At 69.0% G+C, this 23321-nt stretch carries 23 protein-coding genes; 22 read left to right on the top strand and 1 reads right to left on the bottom strand.

Features of this window, described 5'->3' with window-relative positions; genetic code table 11:
• Positions 1 to 12 precede the first annotated feature (12 nt).
• The 7 genes from ACYR7D_RS25155 (at position 13) to ACYR7D_RS25125 (ending at position 4392) form a co-directional block, all read left to right on the top strand.
• On the top strand, positions 13 to 1149 hold the full coding sequence (locus ACYR7D_RS25155) for a M24 family metallopeptidase (protein ID WP_459546986.1): 1137 nt from the start codon (positions 13 to 15) through the stop codon (positions 1147 to 1149).
• A gap of 36 nt (positions 1150 to 1185) precedes the next feature.
• Positions 1186 to 1749 (top strand): elongation factor P, encoded by a 564-nt coding sequence (efp, locus tag ACYR7D_RS25150; protein WP_459546985.1) that lies wholly within the window; start codon positions 1186 to 1188, stop codon positions 1747 to 1749.
• 2 nt (positions 1750 to 1751) lie between these two features.
• Positions 1752 to 2258 carry a transcription antitermination factor NusB gene (gene nusB / locus ACYR7D_RS25145; RefSeq protein ID WP_459546984.1) on the top strand — a complete coding sequence of 169 codons (507 nt, stop codon included), beginning with the start codon at positions 1752 to 1754 and terminating at the stop codon, positions 2256 to 2258.
• 1 nt (position 2259) lies between these two features.
• Positions 2260 to 2517: a YciI family protein gene (locus ACYR7D_RS25140; RefSeq protein ID WP_459546983.1), complete on the top strand. Its 258-nt coding sequence runs from the start codon at positions 2260 to 2262 to the stop codon at positions 2515 to 2517.
• A 99-nt stretch (positions 2518 to 2616) separates the two neighbouring features.
• Positions 2617 to 3156 (top strand): DUF4334 domain-containing protein, encoded by a 540-nt coding sequence (locus tag ACYR7D_RS25135; RefSeq protein WP_459546982.1) that lies wholly within the window; start codon positions 2617 to 2619, stop codon positions 3154 to 3156.
• 48 nt (positions 3157 to 3204) lie between these two features.
• Positions 3205 to 3444: a hypothetical protein gene (locus ACYR7D_RS25130; protein ID WP_459546981.1), complete on the top strand. Its 240-nt coding sequence runs from the start codon at positions 3205 to 3207 to the stop codon at positions 3442 to 3444.
• 84 nt (positions 3445 to 3528) lie between these two features.
• Positions 3529 to 4392, top strand: a complete 864-nt coding sequence (locus tag ACYR7D_RS25125) for a hypothetical protein (protein WP_459546980.1) — start codon at positions 3529 to 3531, stop codon at positions 4390 to 4392.
• Here the strand turns inward: ACYR7D_RS25125 and ACYR7D_RS25120 are convergent.
• Positions 4358 to 4978 carry an alpha-ketoglutarate-dependent dioxygenase AlkB gene (locus ACYR7D_RS25120; protein WP_459546979.1) on the bottom strand — a complete coding sequence of 207 codons (621 nt, stop codon included), beginning with the start codon at positions 4976 to 4978 and terminating at the stop codon, positions 4358 to 4360. The two genes, ACYR7D_RS25125 and ACYR7D_RS25120, sit on opposite strands and share 35 nt — an antisense overlap.
• A 287-nt stretch (positions 4979 to 5265) precedes the next feature.
• Here ACYR7D_RS25120 and pyrR point away from each other — a divergent pair, with 287 nt between their 5' ends.
• The 15 genes from pyrR to ACYR7D_RS25045 all read left to right on the top strand — a co-directional run bounded on the left by pyrR (position 5266) and on the right by ACYR7D_RS25045 (position 23308).
• A complete protein-coding gene (pyrR, locus tag ACYR7D_RS25115; protein WP_459546978.1) occupies positions 5266 to 5898 on the top strand; it encodes a bifunctional pyr operon transcriptional regulator/uracil phosphoribosyltransferase PyrR in 633 nt (210 codons plus the stop codon).
• The gene (locus tag ACYR7D_RS25110; RefSeq protein WP_459546977.1) at positions 5895 to 6851 is read left to right on the top strand and encodes an aspartate carbamoyltransferase catalytic subunit; all 957 of its coding nucleotides are present in this window, start codon (positions 5895 to 5897) and stop codon (positions 6849 to 6851) included. Before pyrR ends, ACYR7D_RS25110 begins: the two co-directional genes overlap by 4 nt.
• A gap of 59 nt (positions 6852 to 6910) precedes the next feature.
• Positions 6911 to 8233, top strand: coding sequence for a dihydroorotase (locus ACYR7D_RS25105; protein ID WP_459546976.1), 1323 nt, complete (start codon positions 6911 to 6913; stop codon positions 8231 to 8233).
• Positions 8233 to 8730, top strand: a complete 498-nt coding sequence (locus tag ACYR7D_RS25100; protein WP_459546975.1) for a PH-like domain-containing protein — start codon at positions 8233 to 8235, stop codon at positions 8728 to 8730. The genes ACYR7D_RS25105 and ACYR7D_RS25100 overlap by 1 nt, the downstream gene beginning before the upstream one ends.
• Positions 8727 to 9845, top strand: a complete 1119-nt coding sequence (gene carA, locus ACYR7D_RS25095; RefSeq protein ID WP_459546974.1) for a glutamine-hydrolyzing carbamoyl-phosphate synthase small subunit — start codon at positions 8727 to 8729, stop codon at positions 9843 to 9845. The genes ACYR7D_RS25100 and carA overlap by 4 nt, the downstream gene beginning before the upstream one ends.
• Complete coding sequence (carB, locus tag ACYR7D_RS25090) at positions 9845 to 13201, top strand: carbamoyl-phosphate synthase large subunit (protein ID WP_459546973.1); 3357 nt, start codon at positions 9845 to 9847, stop codon at positions 13199 to 13201. The genes carA and carB overlap by 1 nt, the downstream gene beginning before the upstream one ends.
• Before the next feature lie 11 nt (positions 13202 to 13212).
• Positions 13213 to 14034 (top strand): orotidine-5'-phosphate decarboxylase, encoded by an 822-nt coding sequence (pyrF, locus tag ACYR7D_RS25085; protein ID WP_459546972.1) that lies wholly within the window; start codon positions 13213 to 13215, stop codon positions 14032 to 14034.
• 745 nt (positions 14035 to 14779) lie between these two features.
• Positions 14780 to 15100 (top strand): integration host factor, actinobacterial type, encoded by a 321-nt coding sequence (gene mihF / locus ACYR7D_RS25080; RefSeq protein ID WP_459546971.1) that lies wholly within the window; start codon positions 14780 to 14782, stop codon positions 15098 to 15100.
• Positions 15101 to 15120: 20 nt separating this feature from the next.
• A complete protein-coding gene (gmk, locus tag ACYR7D_RS25075) occupies positions 15121 to 15693 on the top strand; it encodes a guanylate kinase (RefSeq protein ID WP_459546970.1) in 573 nt (190 codons plus the stop codon).
• Between the two features lie 62 nt (positions 15694 to 15755).
• Entirely contained in the window at positions 15756 to 16037 is a 282-nt protein-coding gene (gene rpoZ / locus ACYR7D_RS25070) for a DNA-directed RNA polymerase subunit omega (RefSeq protein WP_459546969.1), read from the top strand.
• 39 nt (positions 16038 to 16076) lie between these two features.
• Positions 16077 to 17297, top strand: a complete 1221-nt coding sequence (gene coaBC / locus ACYR7D_RS25065) for a bifunctional phosphopantothenoylcysteine decarboxylase/phosphopantothenate--cysteine ligase CoaBC (RefSeq protein WP_459546968.1) — start codon at positions 16077 to 16079, stop codon at positions 17295 to 17297.
• Between the two features lie 282 nt (positions 17298 to 17579).
• Complete coding sequence (metK, locus tag ACYR7D_RS25060) at positions 17580 to 18791, top strand: methionine adenosyltransferase (protein WP_459550285.1); 1212 nt, start codon at positions 17580 to 17582, stop codon at positions 18789 to 18791.
• 122 nt (positions 18792 to 18913) lie between these two features.
• Complete coding sequence (locus ACYR7D_RS25055) at positions 18914 to 21361, top strand: primosomal protein N' (protein ID WP_459550284.1); 2448 nt, start codon at positions 18914 to 18916, stop codon at positions 21359 to 21361.
• A gap of 205 nt (positions 21362 to 21566) precedes the next feature.
• Positions 21567 to 22223: a PadR family transcriptional regulator gene (locus ACYR7D_RS25050; RefSeq protein ID WP_459550283.1), complete on the top strand. Its 657-nt coding sequence runs from the start codon at positions 21567 to 21569 to the stop codon at positions 22221 to 22223.
• A 62-nt stretch (positions 22224 to 22285) separates the two neighbouring features.
• On the top strand, positions 22286 to 23308 hold the full coding sequence (locus tag ACYR7D_RS25045) for an esterase/lipase family protein (RefSeq protein ID WP_459546967.1): 1023 nt from the start codon (positions 22286 to 22288) through the stop codon (positions 23306 to 23308).
• Positions 23309 to 23321 lie beyond the last annotated feature (13 nt).

The raw sequence follows: 23321 nt of genomic DNA, 5'->3' as shown, positions 1-23321 counted from the left end.
TACTTTTGTGCCATGTCTGCTGATGCCGGCCGCGCCCCGGAGACTCGGCCCGATTACGCCGCCCGCCGCGGATTGCTGCGCAACCTGCTGGTGGAGAACGAAATCGACGGTCTGCTGGTCACCGATCTGGTGAACATCCGTTACCTCACCGGTTTCACCGGCTCCAACGCCGCGCTGCTGGTGCACTCGTGGGACACCGCGCCCGCCGAGGATCGCACGGTGATCGCCACCGACGGCCGCTACGACACCCAGGTCGCCGCCCAGGTGCCCGATCTGCGCGCCGAGATCGCCCGTGCCGTCACCCGGCGGGTGGTGGAACTGGCCGGGGAATGGAAGTTCGGGCGGCTGGGATACGAGAGCCATATCGTCACCGTCGACCAGTACCGGTCCCTGTCCGAACTCGGTACCGGACTGGATCTCGTCGCCACACCGGGCCTGGTCGAGCAGTTGCGGATGGTCAAGGACGAGTACGAGATCGATCGGCTGCGCGCGGCCTGCGCGGTCGGCGACGAGGCGCTGGCCGCGCTGCTCGCGGCCGGTGCGCTCCGGCCGGGCCGCACCGAGCGGCAGGTCGCCCGCGATCTCGAATGGGCCATGTTCGAGCGGGGGGCGTCGGGGGTCGCCTTCGAAACCATTGTCGCCGCCGGGGCGAACTCGGCGGTCCCGCATCACCGGCCCACCGGCGCGGTGCTGGCCCCCGGGGATTTCGTGAAGATCGATTTCGGGGCGGTGGTGGACGGCTATCACTCGGATATGACCCGCACCTTCGTGCTCGGCGAGCCGGCGGACTGGCAGCGGGAGGTCTACGATCTCGTCCGGGCCGCGCAGCGTGCCGGGTGCGAGGCCCTGCGGCCGGGAGTGCCGTGCGCCGATGTGGACGCCGCGGCCCGCGACGTGATCGCCGCCGCCGGGCACGGCCGGTTGTTCGTCCACGGCCTGGGGCACGGGGTGGGGTTGCGTATCCACGAAGCGCCCGGAATCGCCAAAACGGGCACGGGTACACTGCTGTCTGGCGTGGCGGTGACCGTCGAACCAGGTGTGTACTTTCCCGGCCGCGGCGGGGTCCGGATCGAGGACACGCTCGTGGTGCGCGAAGGGGGCCCGGAACTGCTCACCCACACCAGCAAAGACCTGACCGTCGTCGGATGACGCCGGTCGCCCGAGAACCGAGGAGACCCGAACACAGTGGCGGACACCAGCGACTTCAAGAACGGCCTCGTGCTGAAGATCGACGGTAATCTCCAGCAGATCGTCGAATTCCAGCACGTGAAGCCGGGCAAGGGTCCCGCGTTCGTGCGGACGAAGCTGAAGAACGTGCTGTCCGGCAAGATCGTCGACAAAACCTTCAACGCGGGTGTGAAGGTGGAGACCGCCACCGTCGATCGCCGGGATATGACCTACCTCTACCACGACGGGTCCGATTACGTCTTCATGGACGGTGAGACCTTCGATCAGATCTCCATCGCGGAGGGAACCATCGGTGAGCAGGCCCGCTTCCTGCTGGAGAACATGACCGTGCAGGTCGCCACGCACGAGGGTGAGCCGCTGTACGTGGAGCTCCCGGTTTCGGTCGAGCTGGAGGTCACCCACACCGATATCGGCCTGCAGGGCGACCGCTCCACCGGCGGCACCAAACCGGCCACCGTGGAAACCGGCGCGGAGGTGCAGGTCCCGTTGTTCATCAACACCGGCGACAAGCTCCGCATCGATACCCGCGACGGCAGCTACCTGGGCCGCGTCAACTCCTGATCGTGGCGGACCAGCCGGCGGAGAAGAAATCCGCGTACAAGAAACTCGGCGCCCGCCACAAGGCCCGCCGCCGAGCGGTGGACCTGCTGTTCGAGGCCGAAGCTCGCGATATCGATCCCGCCGATCTGGCCGACGAGCGGGTCGAGCTGGCCGCCCGGGATCAGGCTGTCGCGCCCGTACACGCCTACACCCGCACCCTGGTGGACGGTATCGCCGAGGATCTCGATCGAGTGGACGGGACCATCGAGTCGTATCTGCACGACTGGGCGTTGTCCCGGCTGCCCGCGGTGGATCGTGCCATCCTGCGGGTCGCGGTGTGGGAACTGCTCTACGCCACCGATGTGCCCCCGGTCGTGGCGGTGGACGAGGCGGTGGAACTGGCCAAGGAACTGTCCACCGACGATTCGCCGGGATTCGTCAACGGGGTGCTCGGTCAGGTGGTGCTGGTGGCACCCCAGATCCGGGCCGCGGCCGCGGCCCGGTCCGGTGAGCCCGAGCAGGAGGGCTGAGATGCGCAAGTATCTGGTCCTGGCGATGCGAACGCCGGCCTTCGACGATTCGGTGGTCCAGCCGCACCGGCAGTTCCTGGACGGTCTGCGCGAGCGGGGCATGCTGGGGGAGACCGGGCCGTTCACCGACGGTAGCGGCGGCGCCTACATCGTGTTCGCCGATTCGCGGGCGGATGCCGAGGCGGTGGTGTACAGCGACCCGCTGCACACCACCGGCGCCTCGGAACTGACCGTGTACGAGTGGGAGATCACCGGCTGATCGATCCGGTGGATCGCTGTCCGGCCATCCGGTATGCCCGGTTCCGCGCAAATGAGAGGACGATAGTCTATCTATCGCAACGTCCCCTGATGTCGAGGAGTGCGGACAATGAGCGAGAAGATCGCCATCCTGCCCGAGGGCGGTTGTACCGCCGCGCAGGCCTGGGAGATTTTCGATTCCCTCCCGGCGGCCCGGGTGGACGAGGTCACCACCGGCCGCTGGCGCGGCGCGGAACTGCCCACCGGCCACCCCATGGACGGCACACTTTCCGAATCCGGTTGGTACGGCAAACAGTTCGACGCTCCCGACCAGGTGCATCCGTTACTCTTCACCGATGAGCTCGGCACCGTGTTCGCGGTGGACCCGCGCCGGGTCCCGCTGGGGCTCGCCGGCAAGATCCCGGCGCACTGGCTGCGGCCCGTCCGGAACCGCTTGCGAACCCTGGCCCCGCTACTGCGCACTCGTAAGGCGACGGCACGACTGCGTGATATCGAGTACCGGGGCGTGGTGAGCGCGGCAATGGTCTACGACCACTTGCCGATCATCGACCATTTCCGCCGGGTCGACGACGCCACCCTGCTCGGGGTGATGGATATGCGGGGCCTGCCCGAACCGTATTTCTTCGTCTTGAAGCGCTGAGCGGTCAGCGCGCGGCGGCGTCCGGTACCGGGATCACCTTCCCGAGTGGTGTGCGCGATTCCAGGAGTTCGTGCCCCTCGGACCGAAGAGTTCCACCGGTTCTGGCGTGACCACGTCACCACTCTGCTGAGTGAGGCGCGCCCGGATCTGGACGCCGAGCCGGTCGGCCGGTTGCTGATGGACGGTCTCGCCGGCCCCACCGTCCCCGAGATGGTCCACGCGGAGGAGACCGATCGGTTGCTGGCGGCGGTGCGTGCCCTGGTCGCATCGGTGCTGCGGGCCTCCTAGCGACCGGAGTCCGGAAACTTCGTTGCCCCCCTTCGCTCTCCGTGCTTTTCTGATCCGGCTACGCGAGGTGCTCTCGGAGGTGACATGACCGTGCGCAACAGCAGGCCGCGCCGGGTGGCGGCCACCGGCGAACCACTGAAACTGCATCGGCGCGTCCTGATGCTCGACGGCCGGGTGTACACGGTGGTGACCCTGCGTCCGGGCACCGATTTCCGCTTTTCCACCAACCGCTTCCACGAGACATGGCATGTGCTCTCCGATTGGCGTGGTGCCCGGGTGCTCGCCCGTCTGCTGTGGGGACTGTCGTACCAGCGGCGTCCCGGGACGCTGGTGCTGCTCGACCCGGCGCATCTGGATCCGAACCCGTTCGATGCCGCGCCGGCCGATCCGATCGTGCTGGTGCCCTCGGATCGCACGGTGTTCACCAGAAAGGCCGCCGCGGAATTGCGCCGGAAACTACCATTGCGCGGCCGGTCGGCGGGCACGGTCCGGTGGCAGACGTTCGGTCTGGCCGCGGAGTCGGACAAGCTGCGGGAATGGCGGGAACGGATGTCGGCGGGCACGTACGAACATATGCCCGCCCCGCGGGGTCACGGCCGGGTGGACCGGGTCGGCCGGCTGCTCGTGTTCGCGGGTTCCGCGCAGTGGCTGCGCAGTTGGGCGGTGTCCGTCGCCTGGCTCGGCGAAGATGCGCCCGGGGGGTCGGACTACGTATTTCTCGACGAGGCCGGTGCAGGGGAAGTACAGATCTTCCGGCAGTACCGGCGGATGGTCGGTGCCGCGCGCCGGGCGCGGGCCGAAGTATGCGCGGTATCCACCGATCCGGAGGATACCGTCGAATCGCGTATCCAGGAGCGCGCCTGTGTCATCCGCCGTCGCGGGCTACCGGCGGTGCCCATCCGGGAACAACCGCTCACCGCACCCCGCGTGGCCGGAACTGAATGCTGATCCGCGGCCCGGTGGGCCGCCGGGTCTTCGGGACCGCGTGCTCCCAGGTGCGCTGACACGAACCACCCATGACGAGGAGGTCGCCGTGCCCCGGGAGGAAGCGGAGGCTCGGACCGCCGCCACTCGGCCGTAGGAGCAGCGGGCGTGGTGCGCCCAGGGTGAGAATCGCGACCATGGTGTCCGCGACGGCGCCGCGACCGATGCGATCGCCGTGCCAGGCCACGCTGTCGCGCCCGTCCCGGTAGTAGCAGAGTCCGGCGGTGCGGAACGGCTCGCCGAGCTCGGGGCGGTAGTAGGTGCTGAGCGCGGTACGTGCCTCGTCGAGGATGGGGTCCGGTAGAGAGTCGGATTCACCGTAGAAGCAGAGCAGCCGGGGGATATCGACGATCCGTTCGTACATGGGCCGGCGTTCCGCCTGCCACGGTACCTTCGCCGCGAGCCGGTCGAACAGTTCGTCGGCGCCGTGCAGCCATCCCGGGAGCAGATCGATCCACGCGCCGTGGGCCAGCGGGGTTCGGTGCACGCCCGTGAGCGGGCCGAGTTCGGTGTCGCCGAAACCGCCGAGCAGCGATCCCTGCAGTGTCATGGCGACAGCCTACGCCCTGTTCGAACATACGTTCGCAATTCCTCGGTCCTCTCCTGTGCGCGGAGCATGCGCGCTGGTGGCTACGGCGGCGGAGCTCCGGGACCGGATACCTTCTCTCCGTCCGGCGATGAGCCCGGAGTAATGCTGCTCACAGTGCGCGTGGTGGTCTCGCTCACACCCCGCCCGTGCCCCTCACCTGGTGAAAGTCGCCGGTGAGCGGCTGATAGGCTGCTCGGCGTAAGACATCCTTTAACGGACCGTCCAGTGAGGCGGGGAAGGAGGTCGGTATGGCCGTGCCCGAAGAACGCGGCGCTGCCGAGGCGACGCCACCCCCGGAACGGCATACGCCCGAATGGGTGGCGGCGGGGCGGGAACTGTTGTCCGCCGCCGATGTCGGCCGGACCATCGCGCGGATCGCGCATCAGATCATCGAACGTACCGCCCTCGATTCGGGTGATCCGGGGACACCGCGCGTCGTATTGATCGGCATCCCCACCCGGGGGACCACCCTGGCCGCGCGGCTCACCGGCAAGATCGAGGAGTTCTCCGGTGTCCGGCCCGCGCTCGGCTCGCTCGATATCACGCTCTACCGCGACGATCTGCGCAGCAAACCGCATCGTCCGCTGGAGCGCACTTCCGTTCCGGAGGGTGGAATCGAGGACGCGCTCGTCGTACTCGTCGACGATGTGCTCTTCTCCGGGCGGACCGTGCGCTCCGCCCTCGACGGGCTGCGCGATCTCGGCCGTCCCCGCGCCGTCCAGCTCGCGGTCCTCGTCGACCGTGGTCACCGCGAACTGCCCATTCGCGCCGACTTCGTGGGTAAGAACGTGCCCACCGCCCGGACCGAGGACGTTTCGGTGCTGCTGACCGAACACGACGGCCGCGACGGTGTATTCCTGCACCAGGGAGAGGGACAGTGAGACATCTGCTGACGGTGACCGATCTGGACCGTGCCACCGCCACCGGACTGCTCGACGAGGCCGAACGCTTCGAACAGGCACTACTCGGTCGTGAGGTACGTAAATTACCCACCCTGCGCGGTCGCACGGTGATGACGGTGTTCTTCGAGAACTCCACCCGTACTCGGGTTTCCTTCGAGGTGGCGGGTAAATGGATGAGCGCCGATGTGATCAATGTGAGCGCGAGCAGTTCATCGGTGGCCAAGGGTGAATCCCTGCGCGATACCGCGTTCACCCTGCACGCGGCCGGGGCCGACGCGCTGATCGTGCGGCATCCCGCCTCCGGCGCCGCGCATCAGATCAGCCGCTGGTTCGAGGACTGGTCGCGGCGGTCGGGCAGTTCGGTACCCGCGGTGATCAACGCCGGGGACGGTATGCACGAACATCCCACCCAGGCGCTGCTGGACGCGCTCACGCTGCGGCAGCGGCTCGGCGATATCGCCGGGCGGCGGGTGGTGATCGTCGGCGATATCCTGCACAGCCGGGTCGCCCGGTCCAATGCCTTCCTGCTGTCCACCCTGGGCGCGGAAGTGGTGCTGGTGGGCCCGCGCACCCTGCTGCCGGTGGGAGTCGAGGACTGGCCGGTGCGCGTTTCGGTGGACCTGGACTCCGAACTGCCCGGCGCCGACGCGGTACTCATGCTGCGAGTGCAGGCCGAGCGGATGAACGGGGGTTTCTTCCCGTCGGCGCGGGAGTACGCCATCCGTTACGGCCTGTCCGAACGCCGGCTGGCGCTGCTCGACGAGCATGCGGTGGTGCTGCATCCCGGGCCGATGCTGCGCGGTATGGAGATCGCGTCGTCGGTGGCCGATTCGCCCCGCGCGGCCGTCCTGCAACAGGTGACGAATGGAGTTCATATGCGGATGGCGGTGCTGTTCCGCCTGCTGGTCGGAGTGCAGGAGGCCGCGGCATGAGCGGGCCGGGTCCGGAGGAGGCAGCGGAGCGTGACCACGGAGCGCCCGGAGACCACGGCATGAGCGAGTCCGTACTGCTCACCGGAGTGCGGCCTTATGGAGCCGGGGACCCGGTCGACGTACTGATCTCCGGCGGAGTGATCCAGCGAATCGGGACCGATCTGTCGGCGGACGGTGCCGAAATCGTCGCGGCCGACGGCCAGATCCTGCTGCCCGGGTTCGTGGATCTGCACACCCACCTGCGCGAACCCGGACGCGAGGACACCGAGACCATCGAATCCGGGTCCGCGGCGGCGGCGCTGGGCGGGTACACGGCGGTTTTCGCCATGGCCAATACCTCGCCCGTCGCCGATACCCATGTGGTCACCGATCACGTCTGGCGGCGCGGACGGGAAGTCGGGCTCGTCGATGTGTACCCGGTGGGTGCGGTCACCGTCGGACTCGCCGGTGAGCAACTCGCCGAGATGGGAACCATGGCCGGTAGCACCGGCGCGGTGCGCATGTTCTCCGACGACGGGCACTGCGTACACGATCCGCTGATCATGCGCCGAGCGCTGGAGTACGCGCGTTCGCTCGGCGTGCTGATCGCCCAGCACGCCGAGGAACCGCGACTGACCTCCGGCGCGGTCGCGCACGAGGGCCCCATCGCGGCCCGGCTGGGTCTGGCGGGGTGGCCGCGGGCCGCGGAGGAATCCATCGTGGCCCGGGACGCGCTGCTGGCCCGGGACGCCGGCGCCCGCGTCCATATCTGTCACGCTTCCACCGCGGGCACCGTGGAACTGGTGAGGTGGGCCAAAGAGCAGGGGATCTCCATCACCGCGGAAGTCACCCCCCATCATCTGCTGCTCACCGACGCGCGGTTGGAAACCTACGACGCGGTGAACAAGGTGAACCCGCCGCTTCGCGAGGCCTCCGATACCGAGGCGCTGCGGCGGGCGCTGGCCGAGGGGATCGTGGACTGTGTCGCCACCGATCACGCACCCCATGCCGAACAGGACAAATGCTGCGAGTTCGCGGCGGCCCGGCCCGGCATGCTGGGCCTGCAGACCGCCCTGTCCATCGTGGTGGAGACCATGGTGCGGCCCGGTCTGCTGGACTGGCGCGGGGTGGCGCGGGTGATGAGCGAACGGCCCGCGCAGATCGTCGGGCTCGACGAGCACGGGCGGCCGATCGCCGAGGGTGAACCCGCGAACCTGGTACTGGTCGATCCGGACGCCACCTGGACCGTCCGGGGCGAAGACCTCGCCAGTATCGCGAGCAATACGCCCTACCAGTCGATGACCCTGCCGGGCCGGGTCACCACCACCCTGCTGCGCGGCCGGATCACCGCCCGTGACGGGGTCGTGGCAGCGCCCGCCGGTGCCGGAGCGGGGGAGCGCTGATGGAACGCACACTGTGGGTTGTCGCCTGCGTTGTACTCTGGGCTCTGTTCATCTACCTGATGTACCGGGGCTGGCGTAACCGTGCGGCCCGGCAGGCGGACCTGATCGGCGAACTGCCGCCGGTGCCCGATGACACCGGGGCACAACTACTGGAACCGACCACCGGCCTCTACCTCGGCAGCACTGTGGCGCCGAGCTGGCAGGACCGGATCGCGGCAGGTGGTCTGGGTTTCCGCGCCACCGCGGAACTCACCCGTTTCGAACGCGGCATCCTGCTGGCCAGGCAGGGCGCGGCAGCGATCTGGATCCCGGCGGAGTCCGTCACCGCGATCCGGACCGAACGCGGGCACGCGGGCAAGGTGATGACCGAAGACGGAGTGCTGGTGATCCGCTGGATCCTGCCGACCGGAACCGAGATCGATACCGGGTTCCGCGGCGACGACAAAACGGTGTATCCGGCGTGGGTGGGGGCAGAGACGGGAGACGACGAGGAATGACGAGTACGACAGCAGCCGCCCTGGTTCTGGAAGACGGCCGGGTTTTCCGGGGTACCGCCTACGGTGCCGTGGGCCAGACCCTCGGTGAGGCGGTGTTCTGCACCGCCATGACCGGCTACCAGGAAACCCTCACCGATCCGAGCTACCACCGGCAGATCGTGGTGGCCACCGCCCCACAGATCGGTAATACCGGCTGGAACGACGAGGACGACGAATCGCAGCGGATCTGGGTGGCGGGCTACGCGGTACGCGATCCCGCGCGCCGCGCCTCGAACTGGCGTTCCACCGGCACCCTGCCCGGGCAGCTGGAACGGCAGAACATCGTGGGTATCGCCGGTATCGACACCCGCGCGGTGGTGCGGCATCTGCGCACCCGCGGGTCGATGAAGGCGGGTATCTTCTCCGGCCCGGCGCTGGCCGAGACCGAGGAACTGCTCACCCGGGTGACCGGCCAGCCGTCCATGCTCGGCGCTGATCTGGCCGGTGAGGTCAGCACGGAGGAGATCTACACGATCGACCCCGCGGGTACCCCGCGGTTCACCGTGGTCGCGGTCGACCTCGGGATCAAATCCAACACCCCGCGGATGTTCGCCGCGCGTGGTATGCGCGTGCACGTGGTGCCCTCTTCGGCGACCCTGGATCAGATCCTGGAGTTGAAACCCGACGGCGCCTTCCTGTCCAACGGGCCCGGCGACCCGGCCACCGCGGATACCGCTGTCGCGCTCACCCGGAGCATCCTCGACAAGGGTCTGCCGCTGTTCGGTATCTGCTTCGGCAACCAGATCCTGGGCCGCGCCCTGGGCCGCGACACCTACAAGATGAAGTTCGGGCACCGGGGCGTCAACATCCCCGTCGTCGAACACGAGACCGGGCGCGTTTCGATCACCGCGCAGAACCACGGATTCGCGCTGGAAGGTGAGCGTGGCGAGCGGTTCGACACCCCGTTCGGTAAAGCCGAGGTCAGCCATGTCTGCGCCAACGACGGCACCGTGGAGGGGGTCCGCCTGGTCGACGGCCGGGCCTTCTCCGTGCAATACCACCCGGAAGCGGCAGCCGGGCCCCATGACGCCGCGTATTTGTTCGACCGGTTCGCCGGTCTGATGGAGGGAGCCTGATGCCACGCCGTACCGATCTCGAACACATCCTGGTCATCGGTTCGGGCCCGATCGTCATCGGTCAGGCGTGCGAGTTCGACTACTCGGGTACCCAGGCCTGCCGGGTGCTGCGCTCGGAGGGGCTGCGGGTCTCGCTGGTCAACTCCAATCCGGCGACCATCATGACCGATCCGGAGTTCGCCGACTCCACCTACGTGGAGCCGATCACCCCGGAATTCGTCGAAAAGGTCATCGAGAAGGAGCGCCCCGACGCGCTGCTGGCCACCCTGGGCGGGCAGACCGCGCTGAACACCGCGGTGGCTCTGCACGATCGCGGCGTGCTGAAGAAGTACGGGGTCGAGCTGATCGGCGCCGATTTCGATGCCATCCAGCGCGGTGAGGACCGGCAGAAGTTCAAGGACATCGTGGCGAGCGTCGGCGGGGAGAGCGCCCGCTCCCGCGTCTGCTACACCATGGACGAGGTCCGCGACACCGTCGCCGAGCTGGGCTTCCCGGTGGTGGTGCGCCCCTCGTTCACCATGGGCGGGCTCGGCTCCGGGATGGCCTACGACGACGCCGACCTCGACCGGATCGCCGGGGGCGGCCTGGCCGCCTCGCCGACCGCGAACGTGCTCATCGAGGAATCCATCCTGGGCTGGAAGGAATACGAGCTCGAGCTGATGCGCGACGGCCGCGACAATGTCGTGATCGTCTGCTCGATCGAGAACGTGGACCCGATGGGTGTGCATACGGGCGATTCGATGACCGTGGCCCCCGCGCTCACCCTCACCGACCGCGAATACCAGAAGATGCGCGATCTCGGTATCGCGATCCTGCGTGAGGTCGGCGTGGACACCGGCGGCTGCAATATCCAGTTCGCGGTGAATCCCCGCGACGGGCGCCTCATCGTGATCGAGATGAACCCGCGCGTCTCGCGGTCCTCGGCGCTGGCCTCCAAGGCCACCGGCTTCCCGATCGCCAAGATCGCGGCCAAGCTGGCCATCGGCTACACGCTCGACGAAATCGTCAACGACATCACCAAGGAAACCCCGGCCTGTTTCGAACCCACCCTCGACTACGTGGTGGTGAAAGCGCCGCGATTCGCCTTCGAGAAGTTCCCCGGTGCCGATCCCACCCTCACCACCACCATGAAATCGGTGGGGGAGGCCATGTCGCTGGGCCGTAACTTCTCCGAAGCCCTCGGCAAGGTTCTGCGCTCGCTGGAGACCAAGGCCACCGGTTTCTGGACCGCCGACGATGGGAAATGGGCTCCCGCCTCCGCGGCACAGGCCGATATCGACGCGGCGATCGAGGCAATCCTCGACGATCTGCGCACGCCCACCGAGGGCCGTATCTACCAGGTGGAACGGGCCCTGCGGTTCGGCGCGAGCATCGACGATGTCGCGGCGGCCTCCGGTATCGACCCGTGGTTCGTGGCCGAGGTCGCCGGGCTGGTGGATCTGCGCCGGGAACTCCTCGAGACCGCGGTCCTGGACGAGGCGCTGCTGCGCCGCGCGAAGTACCACGGACTGTCCGACCGGCAGATCGCCGCGCTGCGGCCGGAGCTGGCCGGGGAGAACGGGGTGCGCGCCCTGCGGCACCGGCTCGGCGTGCGACCGGTGTTCAAAACCGTCGACACCTGCGCCGCGGAATTCGAGGCCAGGACCCCGTACCACTATTCGGCCTACGAACTCGACCCGGCGGCCGAATCCGAGGTGGCCCCACAGCCCGACCGGGACAAGGTGATCATCCTCGGTTCCGGACCGAACCGGATCGGGCAGGGCATCGAATTCGATTACTCCTGTGTGCACGCCGCACAGACATTGTCGGCCGCCGGCTACGAGACGGTGATGGTCAACTGCAACCCGGAGACCGTCTCCACCGACTACGACACCGCCGACCGCCTCTACTTCGAACCCCTCACCTTCGAGGATGTGCTCGAGGTGTACCACGCGGAATCGGAATCCGGTACGGTCGCCGGCGTCATCGTGCAGCTCGGCGGGCAGACACCGCTCGGGCTGGCACAGCGGCTCACCGCCGCCGGGGTCCCGGTGGTCGGCACCAGCGCAGCCGCTATCGACCTGGCCGAGGATCGTGGCGAATTCGGTGACGTCCTGGTCGCCGCGGGTCTGCCCGCTCCCAAGTACGGCACCGCCACCACCTTCGACCAGGCCCGCAAGATCGCCGCCGATATCGGCTACCCGGTGCTGGTCCGTCCGTCCTATGTGCTCGGCGGACGCGGTATGGAGATCGTCTACGACGAGCAGTCGCTCGAGGGGTACATCTCCCGGGCCACCGAACTCAGCCCCGAACACCCGGTACTGGTGGACCGCTTCCTGGAAGACGCCATCGAAATCGATGTGGACGCCCTCTGCGACGGTGACGAGGTCTTCCTGGGCGGGGTCATGGAGCATATCGAGGAAGCCGGTATCCACTCCGGCGACTCGGCCTGTGCGCTGCCTCCCATCACGCTCGGCCGCAGCGATATCGAGGCGGTGCGGCGGTCCACCGCCGCACTCGCCAAGGGAATCGGCGTCCGCGGTCTGCTGAACGTGCAGTACGCCCTCAAAGACGATGTCCTCTATGTGCTCGAGGCCAACCCGCGCGCCAGCCGTACCGTGCCGTTCGTCTCCAAGGCCACAGCGGTCCCGCTGGCGAAGGCCGCCGCCCGTATCATGCTGGGCGCCACCATCGCCGAACTGCGCGCCGAAGGCATGCTGCCCGACGGCGACGGCGGGCATGTACCGCTGGACGCCCCGGTGGCGGTGAAGGAGGCGGTCCTGCCCTTCCACCGGTTCCGTCGCGCCGACGGCAGCGGCATCGATTCGCTGCTCTCCCCGGAGATGAAATCCACCGGAGAGGTCATGGGTATCGACGCCGATTTCGGTACCGCCTTCGCCAAGAGCCAGTCGGCGGCCTACGGGTCGCTGCCCACCGAGGGCACCGTATTCGTCTCGATCGCCAACCGGGACAAACGCGCCATGGTGTTCCCGGTGAAACGGCTGCACGATCTCGGCTTCCGGATCCTGGCCACCGCGGGCACCGCGGAAATGCTGCGTCGCAACGGTATTCCCTGCGAACAGGTGCGCAAGCATTCCGACCCGGTGCCCGAGCCCGGCACGGGCGAAACGTTCGCGCCGTCCATCGTGGACCAGATCCGCGACGGTGAGGTCGATATGGTCATCAACACGCCCTACGGCAACTCGGGCCCCCGGGTGGACGGCTACGAGATCCGCAGCGCCGCGGTGAGCGTCAACATCCCCTGTATCACCACCGTGCAGGGCGCCGCCGCGGCCGTCCAGGGCATCGAGGCCAGTAGCAACGGCGGACTCGGGGTGCGCTCTCTGCAGGAACTGCACTCGGCGCTGCGGGGCTGAGGGGCGCGACCGTGACAACCCCCTTCGGTGCGCGCCTGGACGCGGCGTTGCGCGAATACGGACCGCTCTGCGTCGGTATCGACCCCCATCCCGCCCTCCTGGCGGAGTGGGGGCTCACCGATGATGTGAGCGGGCTGGAAGCCTTCGCCGAACGGTGCGTGGAGGCCTTCGCCGGCTTCGCGGCGGTGATCAAACCCCAGGTCGCTTTTTTCGAGGCATACGGGTCCGCGGGTATGGCTGTGCTCGAACGTGTCCTCGAGTCGCTGCGCGGCTCCGGGACCCTGGTGCTGGCCGACGCCAAACGCGGCGATATCGGCTCCACCATGGCCGCCTACGCCCGGTCCTGGCTCGCCGACGGGCCACTCGGCGCGGACGCGGTCACGGCCTCGCCCTACCTGGGCTACGGTGCCCTGCGACCGGCTCTCGACACGGCCCGGGAGAACGGGCGCGGCCTGTTCGTGCTCGCCGCCACCTCGAATCCCGAGGCCGCCGCCGTACAGCGGGCCGACACCGGCGGGCGGACCCTCGCCCAGACGGTGGTCGACGCCGTGGCGGAAAGCAACCGGGGCGAGGAATACGGTTCGGTGGGCGTGGTGGTGGGTGCCACGCTCACCGATATCCCGGACCTCACCGCGCTCAACGGGCCGATCCTGCTGCCCGGTGTCGGCGCGCAGGGGGGCACCCCGGACACGGTCCGTGCCCTGCTGCCCGAGGAGGTATGGCCGGCGGCGGTGCCGGCCGTGTCCCGCGACGTACTCCGGGCGGGGCCGTCGGTGCCTGCTCTGCGCGCCCGCCTGGCGGCCTTGCAGGAGGAGTTCTCCTTCCTGGGGTGAGCGGGCCTTACGGAAGGTGGATGGATTCGCGGAAGGCGGGAGAGGCCGCCTCGTGAAGGTGGAAGGTGAGCCGGCCCGCGAGGGTGGGGTGGTGAGCTGCTTCGCGAGGGAGGCGGGGCGCGGTTGCGTGGCGGGGAAATGGTGGTGGGGTGCACCCGTGTCCTGTTTTTCGGATGGTTCGCGTTCGTGGTTCGGGCCTGTCTCGGGTCCGGAGCGACCGAGCGCAGGAGTGCGGACCCGAGACGCAAGGGACCCGAGCCACGCCTCACCGCAAGCGGGGCCGAAGATACCGCTACTCGCTTTTGTGTGGGCAGCCCCACTCGCTCGTTCGTCTTTGCGGTACCCCCGCTCGCGTGTGTTTTCGTCCCCTTTGCCGCCCGGTTCACAACCCCTGGGCCACGCCTGCGGGCCTCGTCAGGGCCGCTGACGAAAATTTCCGAGAAAATTCCTGGTAGGGCGGCTGGGAGGTAGCCAGACCGTGGCAGGGTGCCGTGGTTATCGCACCGCTACCCCCGGTGCTTGCCGAAAACCCGCTGCTGAAGCGGTGTTTCGCGGTTCGGTAGCGGGTATTCGGGGCATGGGCAAGCAGGGATGCGGAGAGGTCGGCGGGGCGTGGTGCAGGGCTGCGATTCATGCCCTGACCTGGGGGGTGGGTTCGCAATCCGGGGGCGTCGTGGGTACGGTCGCTGAGACTGCCGGGTTATCGGCAGGGAGTTGAAGCAATGAACGATGAGACGGAGGAACCGTGGCCCTTCCCCAGCTGACTGACGAGCAGCGCGCCGCTGCTCTGGAGAAGGCGGCTGCCGCTCGCCGTGCTCGGGCGGAGCTCAAAGATCGCCTGAAGCGCGGCGGCACCGACTTGAAAGAGGTCCTCGGCAAGGCCGAGACCGACGAGATCATCGGCAAGATGAAGGTGCGCGCACTGCTGGAAGCCCTGCCCAAGGTCGGCAAGGTCAAGGCGGAGGAGATCATGAACGAGCTCGAGATCGCGCCGACCCGACGGCTGCGTGGTCTCGGTGATCGGCAGCGCAAGGCGCTGCTCGCCAAATTCGATCTCGGCGCCTGACAGTTTCGGTGATCGAGAACATGACGAAGGGTCGGCTGGTTGTACTGGTCGGCCCCTCGGCCGTGGGCAAGTCCACTGTGGTGCGCTGTGTCCGCGAACGGCTGCCGGAACTGGTTTTCAGCGTCTCGGCGACGACACGGGACCCGCGTCCCGGGGAAGTCGACGGCCGCGACTACCGGTTCGTCAGCCGGGCCGAGTTCGACGCGATGATCGAGGCCGGCGAACTGCTCGAATGGGCGGATATCCACGGCGGGTTGCAGCGGTCGGGTACCCCGGCGTTGCCGGTGCGTGCCGCGCTGGCGGAGGGTCTGCACGTGCTGATCGAGGTCGACCTCGAAGGAGCACGGTCGATCCGCCGGGTGATGCCGGAGGCCGTGCTGGTGTTCCTCGCTCCGCCGAGCTGGGAGGAGCTGGTGGATCGGCTGCGCAGCCGCGGCACCGAATCACCGGAGGTGATCGAACGCCGGCTGGAGACGGCGCGGGTGGAATTGGCCGCGCGTGACGAGTTCGACACCGTGATCGTGAACGACACCGTGACCAGCGCCTGTGAGCAGTTGGTATCGTTGTTCGTCAGCACGAATTCCAATTCGTAGCCAGATACGCGGCCGGAGAGCCGCCGCGTATCCGCGCCCCCGACCCCGCAGGAGCTTCCTCAGTGAGCAGTACGGACATTGCCGCCGCGCCCGCCTACGACACCCCGGTCGGTCTCACCAACCCGCCGATCGACGAGCTGCTCGACCGCACCTCGTCCAAATACGCCCTGGTGATCTACGCGGCCAAACGGGCCCGCCAGATCAACGACTACTACAACCAGCTGGGCGACGGCATCCTCGAGTATGTCGGCCCGCTGGTGGAGCCGCTGCCGCAGGAGAAGCCGCTGTCGGTGGCCATGCGGGAGATCCACAGCGATCTGCTCGAGCACACCGAAGGCGAATGACCCGGTAACCGGGGCGGAGCCGATAGGGCAGGAGGCGCGATGGCGCGGGTAGTTGTCGGTGTGGGCGGCGGTATCGCCGCCTACAAGGCGTGCGCCCTGGTGCGGCGGTTCACCGAGACCGGGCACACCGTGCGGGTGATCCCCACCGACGCGGCGTTGCAGTTCGTGGGTAAGGCGACCTTCGAGGCGCTGTCCGGCCACCCGGTGCACACCGGGGTGTTCGCCGATGTGCCCGAGGTTCCGCATGTGCGGTTGGGGCAGGAGGCCGAACTGGTCGTGATCGCCCCCGCCACCGCCGACCTGATGGCGCGGGCCGCGCACGGCCGAGCCGACGACCTGCTCACCGCCACCCTGCTCACCGCCCGATGTCCGGTGCTGTTCGCACCCGCCATGCACACCGAGATGTGGGAGCATGCGGCGACCGTCGCGAATGTCTCCGCCCTGCGTGCCCACGGTGCCACGGTGATGGAGCCCGCTTCGGGCCGCCTCACCGGCACCGATACCGGCCCCGGCCGGCTGCCCGAACCCGAGGAGATCTTCGGTCTGGCGTCGCTGCTGCTCGAACGCGCCGACGCGATCCCGCGGGACCTGACCGGCCGGCGAGTGGTGATCACCGCGGGCGGGACCCGGGAGCCGTTGGACCCGGTCCGTTTCCTGGGCAACCGCAGCTCCGGTAAACAGGGCTATGCGCTGGCTCGGGTGGCCGCCCAGCGCGGCGCCCAGGTCACCCTCATCGCCGGTAACACCATCGAGATGGCCCCGCCCGCCGCGGTCGAGCTCGTCCACATCACCACCGCCGAACAGCTCAAGACCGCCGTCGAGAAACACGCGGTCGGCGCGGATGCGGTGATCATGGCCGCCGCTGTCGCCGATTTCCGGCCCACCACGGTGGCCGCGGCCAAGATCAAGAAGGGTAAGGGCGAACCGGACACCATCGCGCTGTCCAGGACCGAGGACATCCTTGCCGGCCTGGTCCAGGCCCGCCGGGACGGTCAGCTGCCCGGCACCGCCATTGTCGGATTCGCCGCCGAAACCGGTGACGAGGACGGCGACGTGATCACCCATGCCCGGGCCAAGCTGGCCCGAAAGGGCTGTGACCTGCTGGTGGTCAACGCGGTGGGGGAGGGTAAGGCCTTCGAGGTGGACACCAACGACGGGTGGTTGCTGGGCGCCGACGGTAGCGAGCAGGCGCTCGATCACGGTTCCAAAGCGCTGCTGGCCAGCCGCGTGCTGGACGCGCTGGGTCCGCTGCTGCGCTGAGTCCCGCCGGTTCGCCGCACCCGGGCCGCGCCGCGCACCCGCGCGGGCCGGATGCCGCTGTGCCGTGCTCCGGGCGGCTGGGCCGTGCCGCCGCCGTGGCCGGCCGCCCGGTGGCATCGGCCGCCACCCGGGCACGGCCGGATCGGGAAACCCCGCCGGGTTGGTGTCCGAATCCCCAAAGAGGCCGTTCGTTCTAATAGTCTGAAAGTTCAGGGTCGCGATCGGAGCGGTGCGCTTCGGTCCCTCCCGGACACGAGTAACCGTTGAGGAATGAGGGAAACTGTGCGCACGTCCGGTAGCCGGCTTTTCACCAGTGAGTCCGTGACCGAGGGTCATCCGGACAAGATCTGTGATGCCATCAGCGATTCCATCCTCGACTCTCTGCTGGCCCAGGACCCGCATAGCCGGGTGGCCGTGGAAACCCTGGTGACCACCGGTCAGGTGCATGTCGCGGGTGAGGTCACCACCGAGGCCTATGCGGATATCCCGCATATCGTCCGGGAGAAGATCCTGGAGATCGGATACGACTCCTCGGCAAAGGGTTTCGACGGCAACTCCTGCGGTGTGAACGTCGCCATCGGTGCCCAGTCACCCGATATCGCGCAGGGTGTGGACACCTCGCACGAGGCGCGGGTCGGCGGCTCCGACGACGAAATCGAACAGCAGGGCGCCGGTGATCAGGGCCTGATGTTCGGTTACGCCAATACCGACACCCCCGAACTCATGCCGCTGCCGATCGCGCTGGCGCACCGCCTGTCCCGCAAGCTCACCGAGGTACGCAAGACGGGGGTGCTCCCGTATCTCCGGCCGGACGGTAAAACCCAGGTCACCATCGAATACGAGGGTGACCGCGCGGTCCGGCTGGATACGGTGGTCGTCTCCACCCAGCACGCCGCCGATATCGATCTGGACAACCTGCTGGCCCCCGATATCCGGGAGAAGGTCGTGGACGCGGTACTGGCCGATATCGCGATCCCCGACCTGGATATCTCCGATATCCGGCTGCTGGTGAATCCGACCGGGAAATTCGTGCTCGGCGGTCCGATGGGCGACGCCGGGCTGACCGGCCGCAAGATCATCGTCGACACCTACGGCGGTATGGCGCGGCACGGTGGCGGCGCGTTCTCGGGTAAAGATCCCTCCAAGGTCGACCGCTCGGCCGCGTACGCGATGCGCTGGGTCGCCAAGAACGTGGTCGCCGCCGGACTCACCGACCGGGTGGAGGTGCAGGTGGCGTATGCGATCGGCAAAGCGGCGCCGGTGGGTCTGTTCGTGGAGACCTTCGGTACCGAGAAGACCGATCCGGCCCGGATCTCCTCCGCTATCACCGAGGTGTTCGATCTGCGTCCGGGGGCGATCATCCGCGATCTGGACCTGCTGCGTCCGATCTATGCGCCCACCGCCGCCTACGGTCATTTCGGCCGCACCGATATCGACCTGCCCTGGGAGCGTACCGACCGCGCGGAGAAGCTGCGCGCCGCCGCCGGTCTGTAGGACCCGCGTCTCGCGTGGACCGTGCAACGGACGACACCCCCGGCGACGCCGCGTCGCCGGGGGTGTCGTCCGATTCGGGCCCGTCACGTGCGGCGGCTCGTGAGTCCGCGTCCGCGGCCCCGGTGACGATCACCCATCCGATCGCCCGGGTGCTGCCGCTGCTCACGCCCGCGCACCTGGACCGGGACTTCGATTATCTCGTCCCACCCGAACTGGACGAGATCGCCCGGCCGGGGGTCCGGGTGCGGGTCCGTTTCGCCGGACGGTTGGTGGACGGTTATCTGCTTTCCCGCCATACCGGGTCCGATCATCCGGGCAAACTCGTCCGTCTCGAGCGAGTGGTTTCGGCGGAACGGGTTCTGACCCCGGAGATCCTGCGGTTGGTCACCACGGTGGCGGCCCGGTGTGCGGGGACCCGGGCCGATGTGCTGCGCCTGGCGATCCCGCCTCGGCACGCCCGGGTGGAGAAGGCCGGTGACGGGAAAAAAGAGGCGCCGCGAAGCGATTCGCGGACGGCAGGGGAGGAGTCGGTGGTGCCGCGGCCGCCGGGCGTCGGCGGACTTTCCGATACGGATGCCGGGAAGGTCTCGGGCAACGACGATCTCGGCGACCACCCGGATTCCGCAGGCGCTTCCGCCCGCGGAAGCGTTGCTACGCCCGCGGATACGCTCCGTGGCACGGAAACCCGTCGAGCAGGGGACCTGTCGGCCGCCGGCGCGGGCCCGGTCGCTACTTCGGCACGGGGTCCGGCGGCGGATGTCCACGGTGAGTGCCGGGCCGAAACGATACCGGCGGCGCCCGCCGGCCCGGAATCGTGCGGGGACGAGCCGGAACCGGAGGAGCCGGGCGCGGTCCGTTCCCGGCGTGCGCGGGGTCCGGACACGGATCCGGCGGTATCCGGGCCGGGGCCCGGTGCGAGCGGTGCCCGATCCGGCCCGGGAATCACCCCGGACACCGTCGATGCCGAGGCCTGGCGTCGGTACCGGCACGGCGAGGCGTTCCTCACCGCGCTCGCCCGGCATCAGGGGGCGCGGGCGGCCTGGCAGGCACTGCCCGGGGAGAATTGGGCGCGCCGGTTGGCCGAACTCGCGTCGGTTGTCGCGGCAGGGGGGCGCAGCGCGATTCTGATGGTTCCCGACCAGCGGGACCTGGACCGTGTGCTCCGGGAATGCGAACGTTTGGTGGGGGACGCGGCGGTCGGACTGTCGGCCGGGCTGGGGCCCGCGGCACGGTACCGGCGCTGGCTGGCGGTGCTGCGCGGAACCGCCCGGGTGGTGGTGGGCACACGCAGCGCGGTGTTCGCGCCCGTGGCGGATCTGGGCCTCGTCGCGATCTGGGACGACGGCGACGATACCTATGCCGAACCCCGCGCGCCGTATCCGCACGCCCGCGAGGTCGCCATGCTCCGGGCGCACGACAGCGGCGCGGCTTTCGTCGCGGCGGGGTTCGCGCGGACCGCGGAGGTGCAGGCGGTCGTGGAGTCGGGGTGGGCGCACGACCTCGTGGCCGACCGGGCGGTCGTCCGAGCCGCGGCGCCGCGGATCAGCGCGCCCGGTGATACCGACGTGGCCCTGGAACGCGATCCGATCGCCCGGGCGGTGCGGATCCCGGGTGCCGCTTTCGCCGCCGCGCGGCGGGCATTGGCGGCCGGGCACGGGGTCCTGGTCCAAGTGCCGCGCCGTGGGTATGTTCCGGCTCTGGCCTGTACCAGATGCCGGATACCGGCCCGGTGCCGCCAGTGCGCGGGACCGCTGTCGCTACCGGGTGCGCAGGCGGGTACCGGTGCGCAGACGGCGCACAGCCCGGTGTGCCGCTGGTGCGGCCGGACCGAGGCGGCTTTCCGCTGTCCGGGTTGTGGGGGCCGGGCACTGCGGGCCGTGGTCATCGGGGCCGCGCGGACGGCGGAGGAACTCGGCCGGGCCTTTCCGGGGGTACCGATCCGTGGCTCGAGTGGCGCGGCGATGCTGGACACCGTTCCGCCGGGGCCCCAGGTGGTGGTGGCGACCGTCGGCGCCGAACCACTGGTGAGCGGTGGCTACGGCGTGGGGTTGCTCTTGGACGGCTGGGCCTTGCTGGGCCGCGCCGATCTGCGCGCCGCCGAGGACACGCTGCGCCGCTGGCTGGGGGCGGCCGCGCTGGTACGGCCGGACGGTGAGGTGCTCGTGATGGCCGACCCGGCCGTACCCACCGTGCAGGCGCTGCTGCGCTGGGACCCCGCCGGTCACGCCGCCGCCGAATTGGCTCAGCGTGCCGAGGTCGGGTTTCCGCCCGCGGTCCGGATGGCCGTCGTCGACGGTACGCCCGACGCGATCACGGAATTGCTCGCCGATACCGCGCTTCCGGCCGCGGTGGAGATCCTGGGGCCGGTGCCGCTGCCGGCGACCGCCCGGCTGCCCTCCGGCGCCCGGCCCGGTGACGACGCCGTCCCGGTCGAACGGGTGCTGCTGCGGGCTGCTCGTGCGCGCGGTACGGAACTGGCTCGTGCCCTCACCGCCGCCCAGGCGGTGCGTAGTAGTCGCCGCGCGGAGGCGCCGCTACGGGTGCAGATGGATCCTCTGGATATCGGCTGAGGTCGCTGTCCGGGTTCTTGTCCCGGCTTCGCCGGTCCGGCGGGACGTCCGAGGTCGGTAGGGAGTTCGCGCAGCCGTGCCCGACGGCCGCTGCTATGCGGCGTTTTTCGAAATCCTCGAGCGGCCCTTGCCCTGGATAGATTGACGATATATCGTCGATACTAATAAAGTAGATCGAGTGGCTGAGGAGGCTGCTATGGAGAACATGGAGAACGCGGAGTTCCGCAAGGGCCGGGGGCGGTGGAACCGCCGCCATCGCCCGGACGCGGAATGCGGTCCCGGCGGGGCCGGATTCCGGCACGGCGGTCCGCCCGGGTTCGGGCCGGTTTTCGGTCCCGGCTTCGATCCGGGTTTCGGCCCCGGGTTCGGCCCTGGATTCGGGCGCGGCCGGGGCCGTGGCGGCCGGGGTCGCCGCGGCGACGTACGGGCCGCGGTGCTGCTACTGCTCACCGAGCGCCCTATGCACGGCTACGAACTGATCCAGCGGATCCGGGAGCGCAGCGACGATCTCTGGCGGCCCAGTCCGGGGTCCATCTATCCCGCGCTGTCCCAGTTGGAGGACGAAGGACTCATCACGATCGAGAAGGTCGCGGGCCGCAAAACCGCGCAGTTGACGGAGGCGGGTACCGCCTATATCGCCGAACACCGGGAGGAACTCGGTGATCCCTGGACCGAGGTGAAGGAGGGGGTGGGGGCGCACACCAGTGATCTGCGCGCCCTGATCCCGCCGCTCATGGGCGCGGTCGCGCAGGTGGCCGCCGTCGGTACGCCGGACCAAGCGGCCAAGGCGGCCGAGGTGCTCACCGAAGCGCGGAAATCCTTGTACCGCATTCTCGCCGGAGACGACACCTTCGAAAAGTAACGGGGTGGTGAAAACCGCGACCCTCGCTGCTCTACCCTGCCGCCAGGGTGGAAGATTGTGGCATGGAACAATATCGATGGCCGACGGGGCGGGACGGTTCACAACGCCGCGGGCTGCTGCGCATGGTGACCGTGGTCGTCGTACTGGTCGGGGCGGTGGTGTTCGGGACCGCGCACGGGGCCGCTCAGCCGCCCGGTTATCTGCCGCCGGTGATTCCCGCCGATCCGGCTCCGCCGCAACCGGATCATCTGGGTGCGGCGCTGTACATGAAATCGCATCCCGACGCGGTACCCCAGGGCGTCAACGACTTCTCCTGTGTCCCGGATGCCGCGCATCCGCGACCGGTCGTCCTCGCCCATGGCACCGATGCCAGTGCCTACACCGACTGGTCGGTCATCGGGCCCCGGCTGGTGGGGCAGGGGTACTGCGTTTTCGCGCTCAACTACGGCGGTAAACCGGGTGCGGTGAGTTTCGGCACCGAGGACATCGTGCTGAGCGCCCACCAGCTCGCCGCGTTCGTCACCGAGGTGCGGGCGGCGACGGGGGCTCATCAGGTGGACCTGGTGGGGTTCTCCCAGGGCGCCACCGTCACCCGCTACTACATCAACAAACTCGGCGGCGCGCCCGCGGTCGGGACCTGGGTGGGGCTTGCCTCACCCACCTACGGCGGCGTCATGTACGGGCTGGTTCCCCTCGCGCAACGGATCCCCGGCGCCCTGGACCTGGCCGCGCGGGCGCTGTCGGTGGCCGCGGTCCAGCAGGCGCAGGACTCGCCGTTCATGCGGGAACTCAACGCGGGCGGCGATACCGTGCCGGGAGTCCGGTACGTGACGATCGGCAGCCGGGTCGACGAGATGATCCAGCCGTTCTCCAATATCGCGTTGCGCGGGCCCGGCGCGCAGAACATCGTCGTCCAGGACCGGTGCCCTGTCGATCTCACCGGGCACTTCCACATGGTGTACGACCCCTTCGTCATCGGTCTGCTGCTCGAAGCCTTGGACCCGGTGCACGCGCCGGAGCCGGTCTGCGTGCCGGTCCCGCTCGGCGCCGGTGTCCCGCAAGTGATCATCGGCGGCAATATCTGAGTGCCGCGGGCCC

Source organism: Nocardia sp. X0981, from assembly GCF_977089955.1.
Note: the sequence above shows the minus strand (reverse complement) of the source record. Positions and strands in the feature narration are given on the sequence as shown.

Bases quoted from the DNA above. Each gene is read 5' to 3' on its own strand.
- ACYR7D_RS25100 (WP_459546975.1), top strand. From the start codon at position 8,233: ATGGAACGCACACTGTGGGTTGTCGCCTGCGTTGTACTCTGGGCTCTG.
- ACYR7D_RS25125 (WP_459546980.1), top strand. From the start codon at position 3,529: ATGACCGTGCGCAACAGCAGGCCGCGCCGGGTGGCGGCCACCGGCGAA.
- ACYR7D_RS25155 (WP_459546986.1), top strand. From the start codon at position 13: ATGTCTGCTGATGCCGGCCGCGCCCCGGAGACTCGGCCCGATTACGCC.
- pyrR (WP_459546978.1), top strand. From the start codon at position 5,266: ATGGCCGTGCCCGAAGAACGCGGCGCTGCCGAGGCGACGCCACCCCCG.
- coaBC (WP_459546968.1), top strand. From the start codon at position 16,077: ATGGCGCGGGTAGTTGTCGGTGTGGGCGGCGGTATCGCCGCCTACAAG.
- ACYR7D_RS25120 (WP_459546979.1), bottom strand. From the start codon at position 4,978: ATGACACTGCAGGGATCGCTGCTCGGCGGTTTCGGCGACACCGAACTC.
- ACYR7D_RS25140 (WP_459546983.1), top strand. From the start codon at position 2,260: ATGCGCAAGTATCTGGTCCTGGCGATGCGAACGCCGGCCTTCGACGAT.
- gmk (WP_459546970.1), top strand. From the start codon at position 15,121: ATGACGAAGGGTCGGCTGGTTGTACTGGTCGGCCCCTCGGCCGTGGGC.
- ACYR7D_RS25045 (WP_459546967.1), top strand. From the start codon at position 22,286: ATGGAACAATATCGATGGCCGACGGGGCGGGACGGTTCACAACGCCGC.
- ACYR7D_RS25050 (WP_459550283.1), top strand. From the start codon at position 21,567: ATGGAGAACGCGGAGTTCCGCAAGGGCCGGGGGCGGTGGAACCGCCGC.
- ACYR7D_RS25105 (WP_459546976.1), top strand. From the start codon at position 6,911: ATGAGCGAGTCCGTACTGCTCACCGGAGTGCGGCCTTATGGAGCCGGG.
- carB (WP_459546973.1), top strand. From the start codon at position 9,845: ATGCCACGCCGTACCGATCTCGAACACATCCTGGTCATCGGTTCGGGC.
- carA (WP_459546974.1), top strand. From the start codon at position 8,727: ATGACGAGTACGACAGCAGCCGCCCTGGTTCTGGAAGACGGCCGGGTT.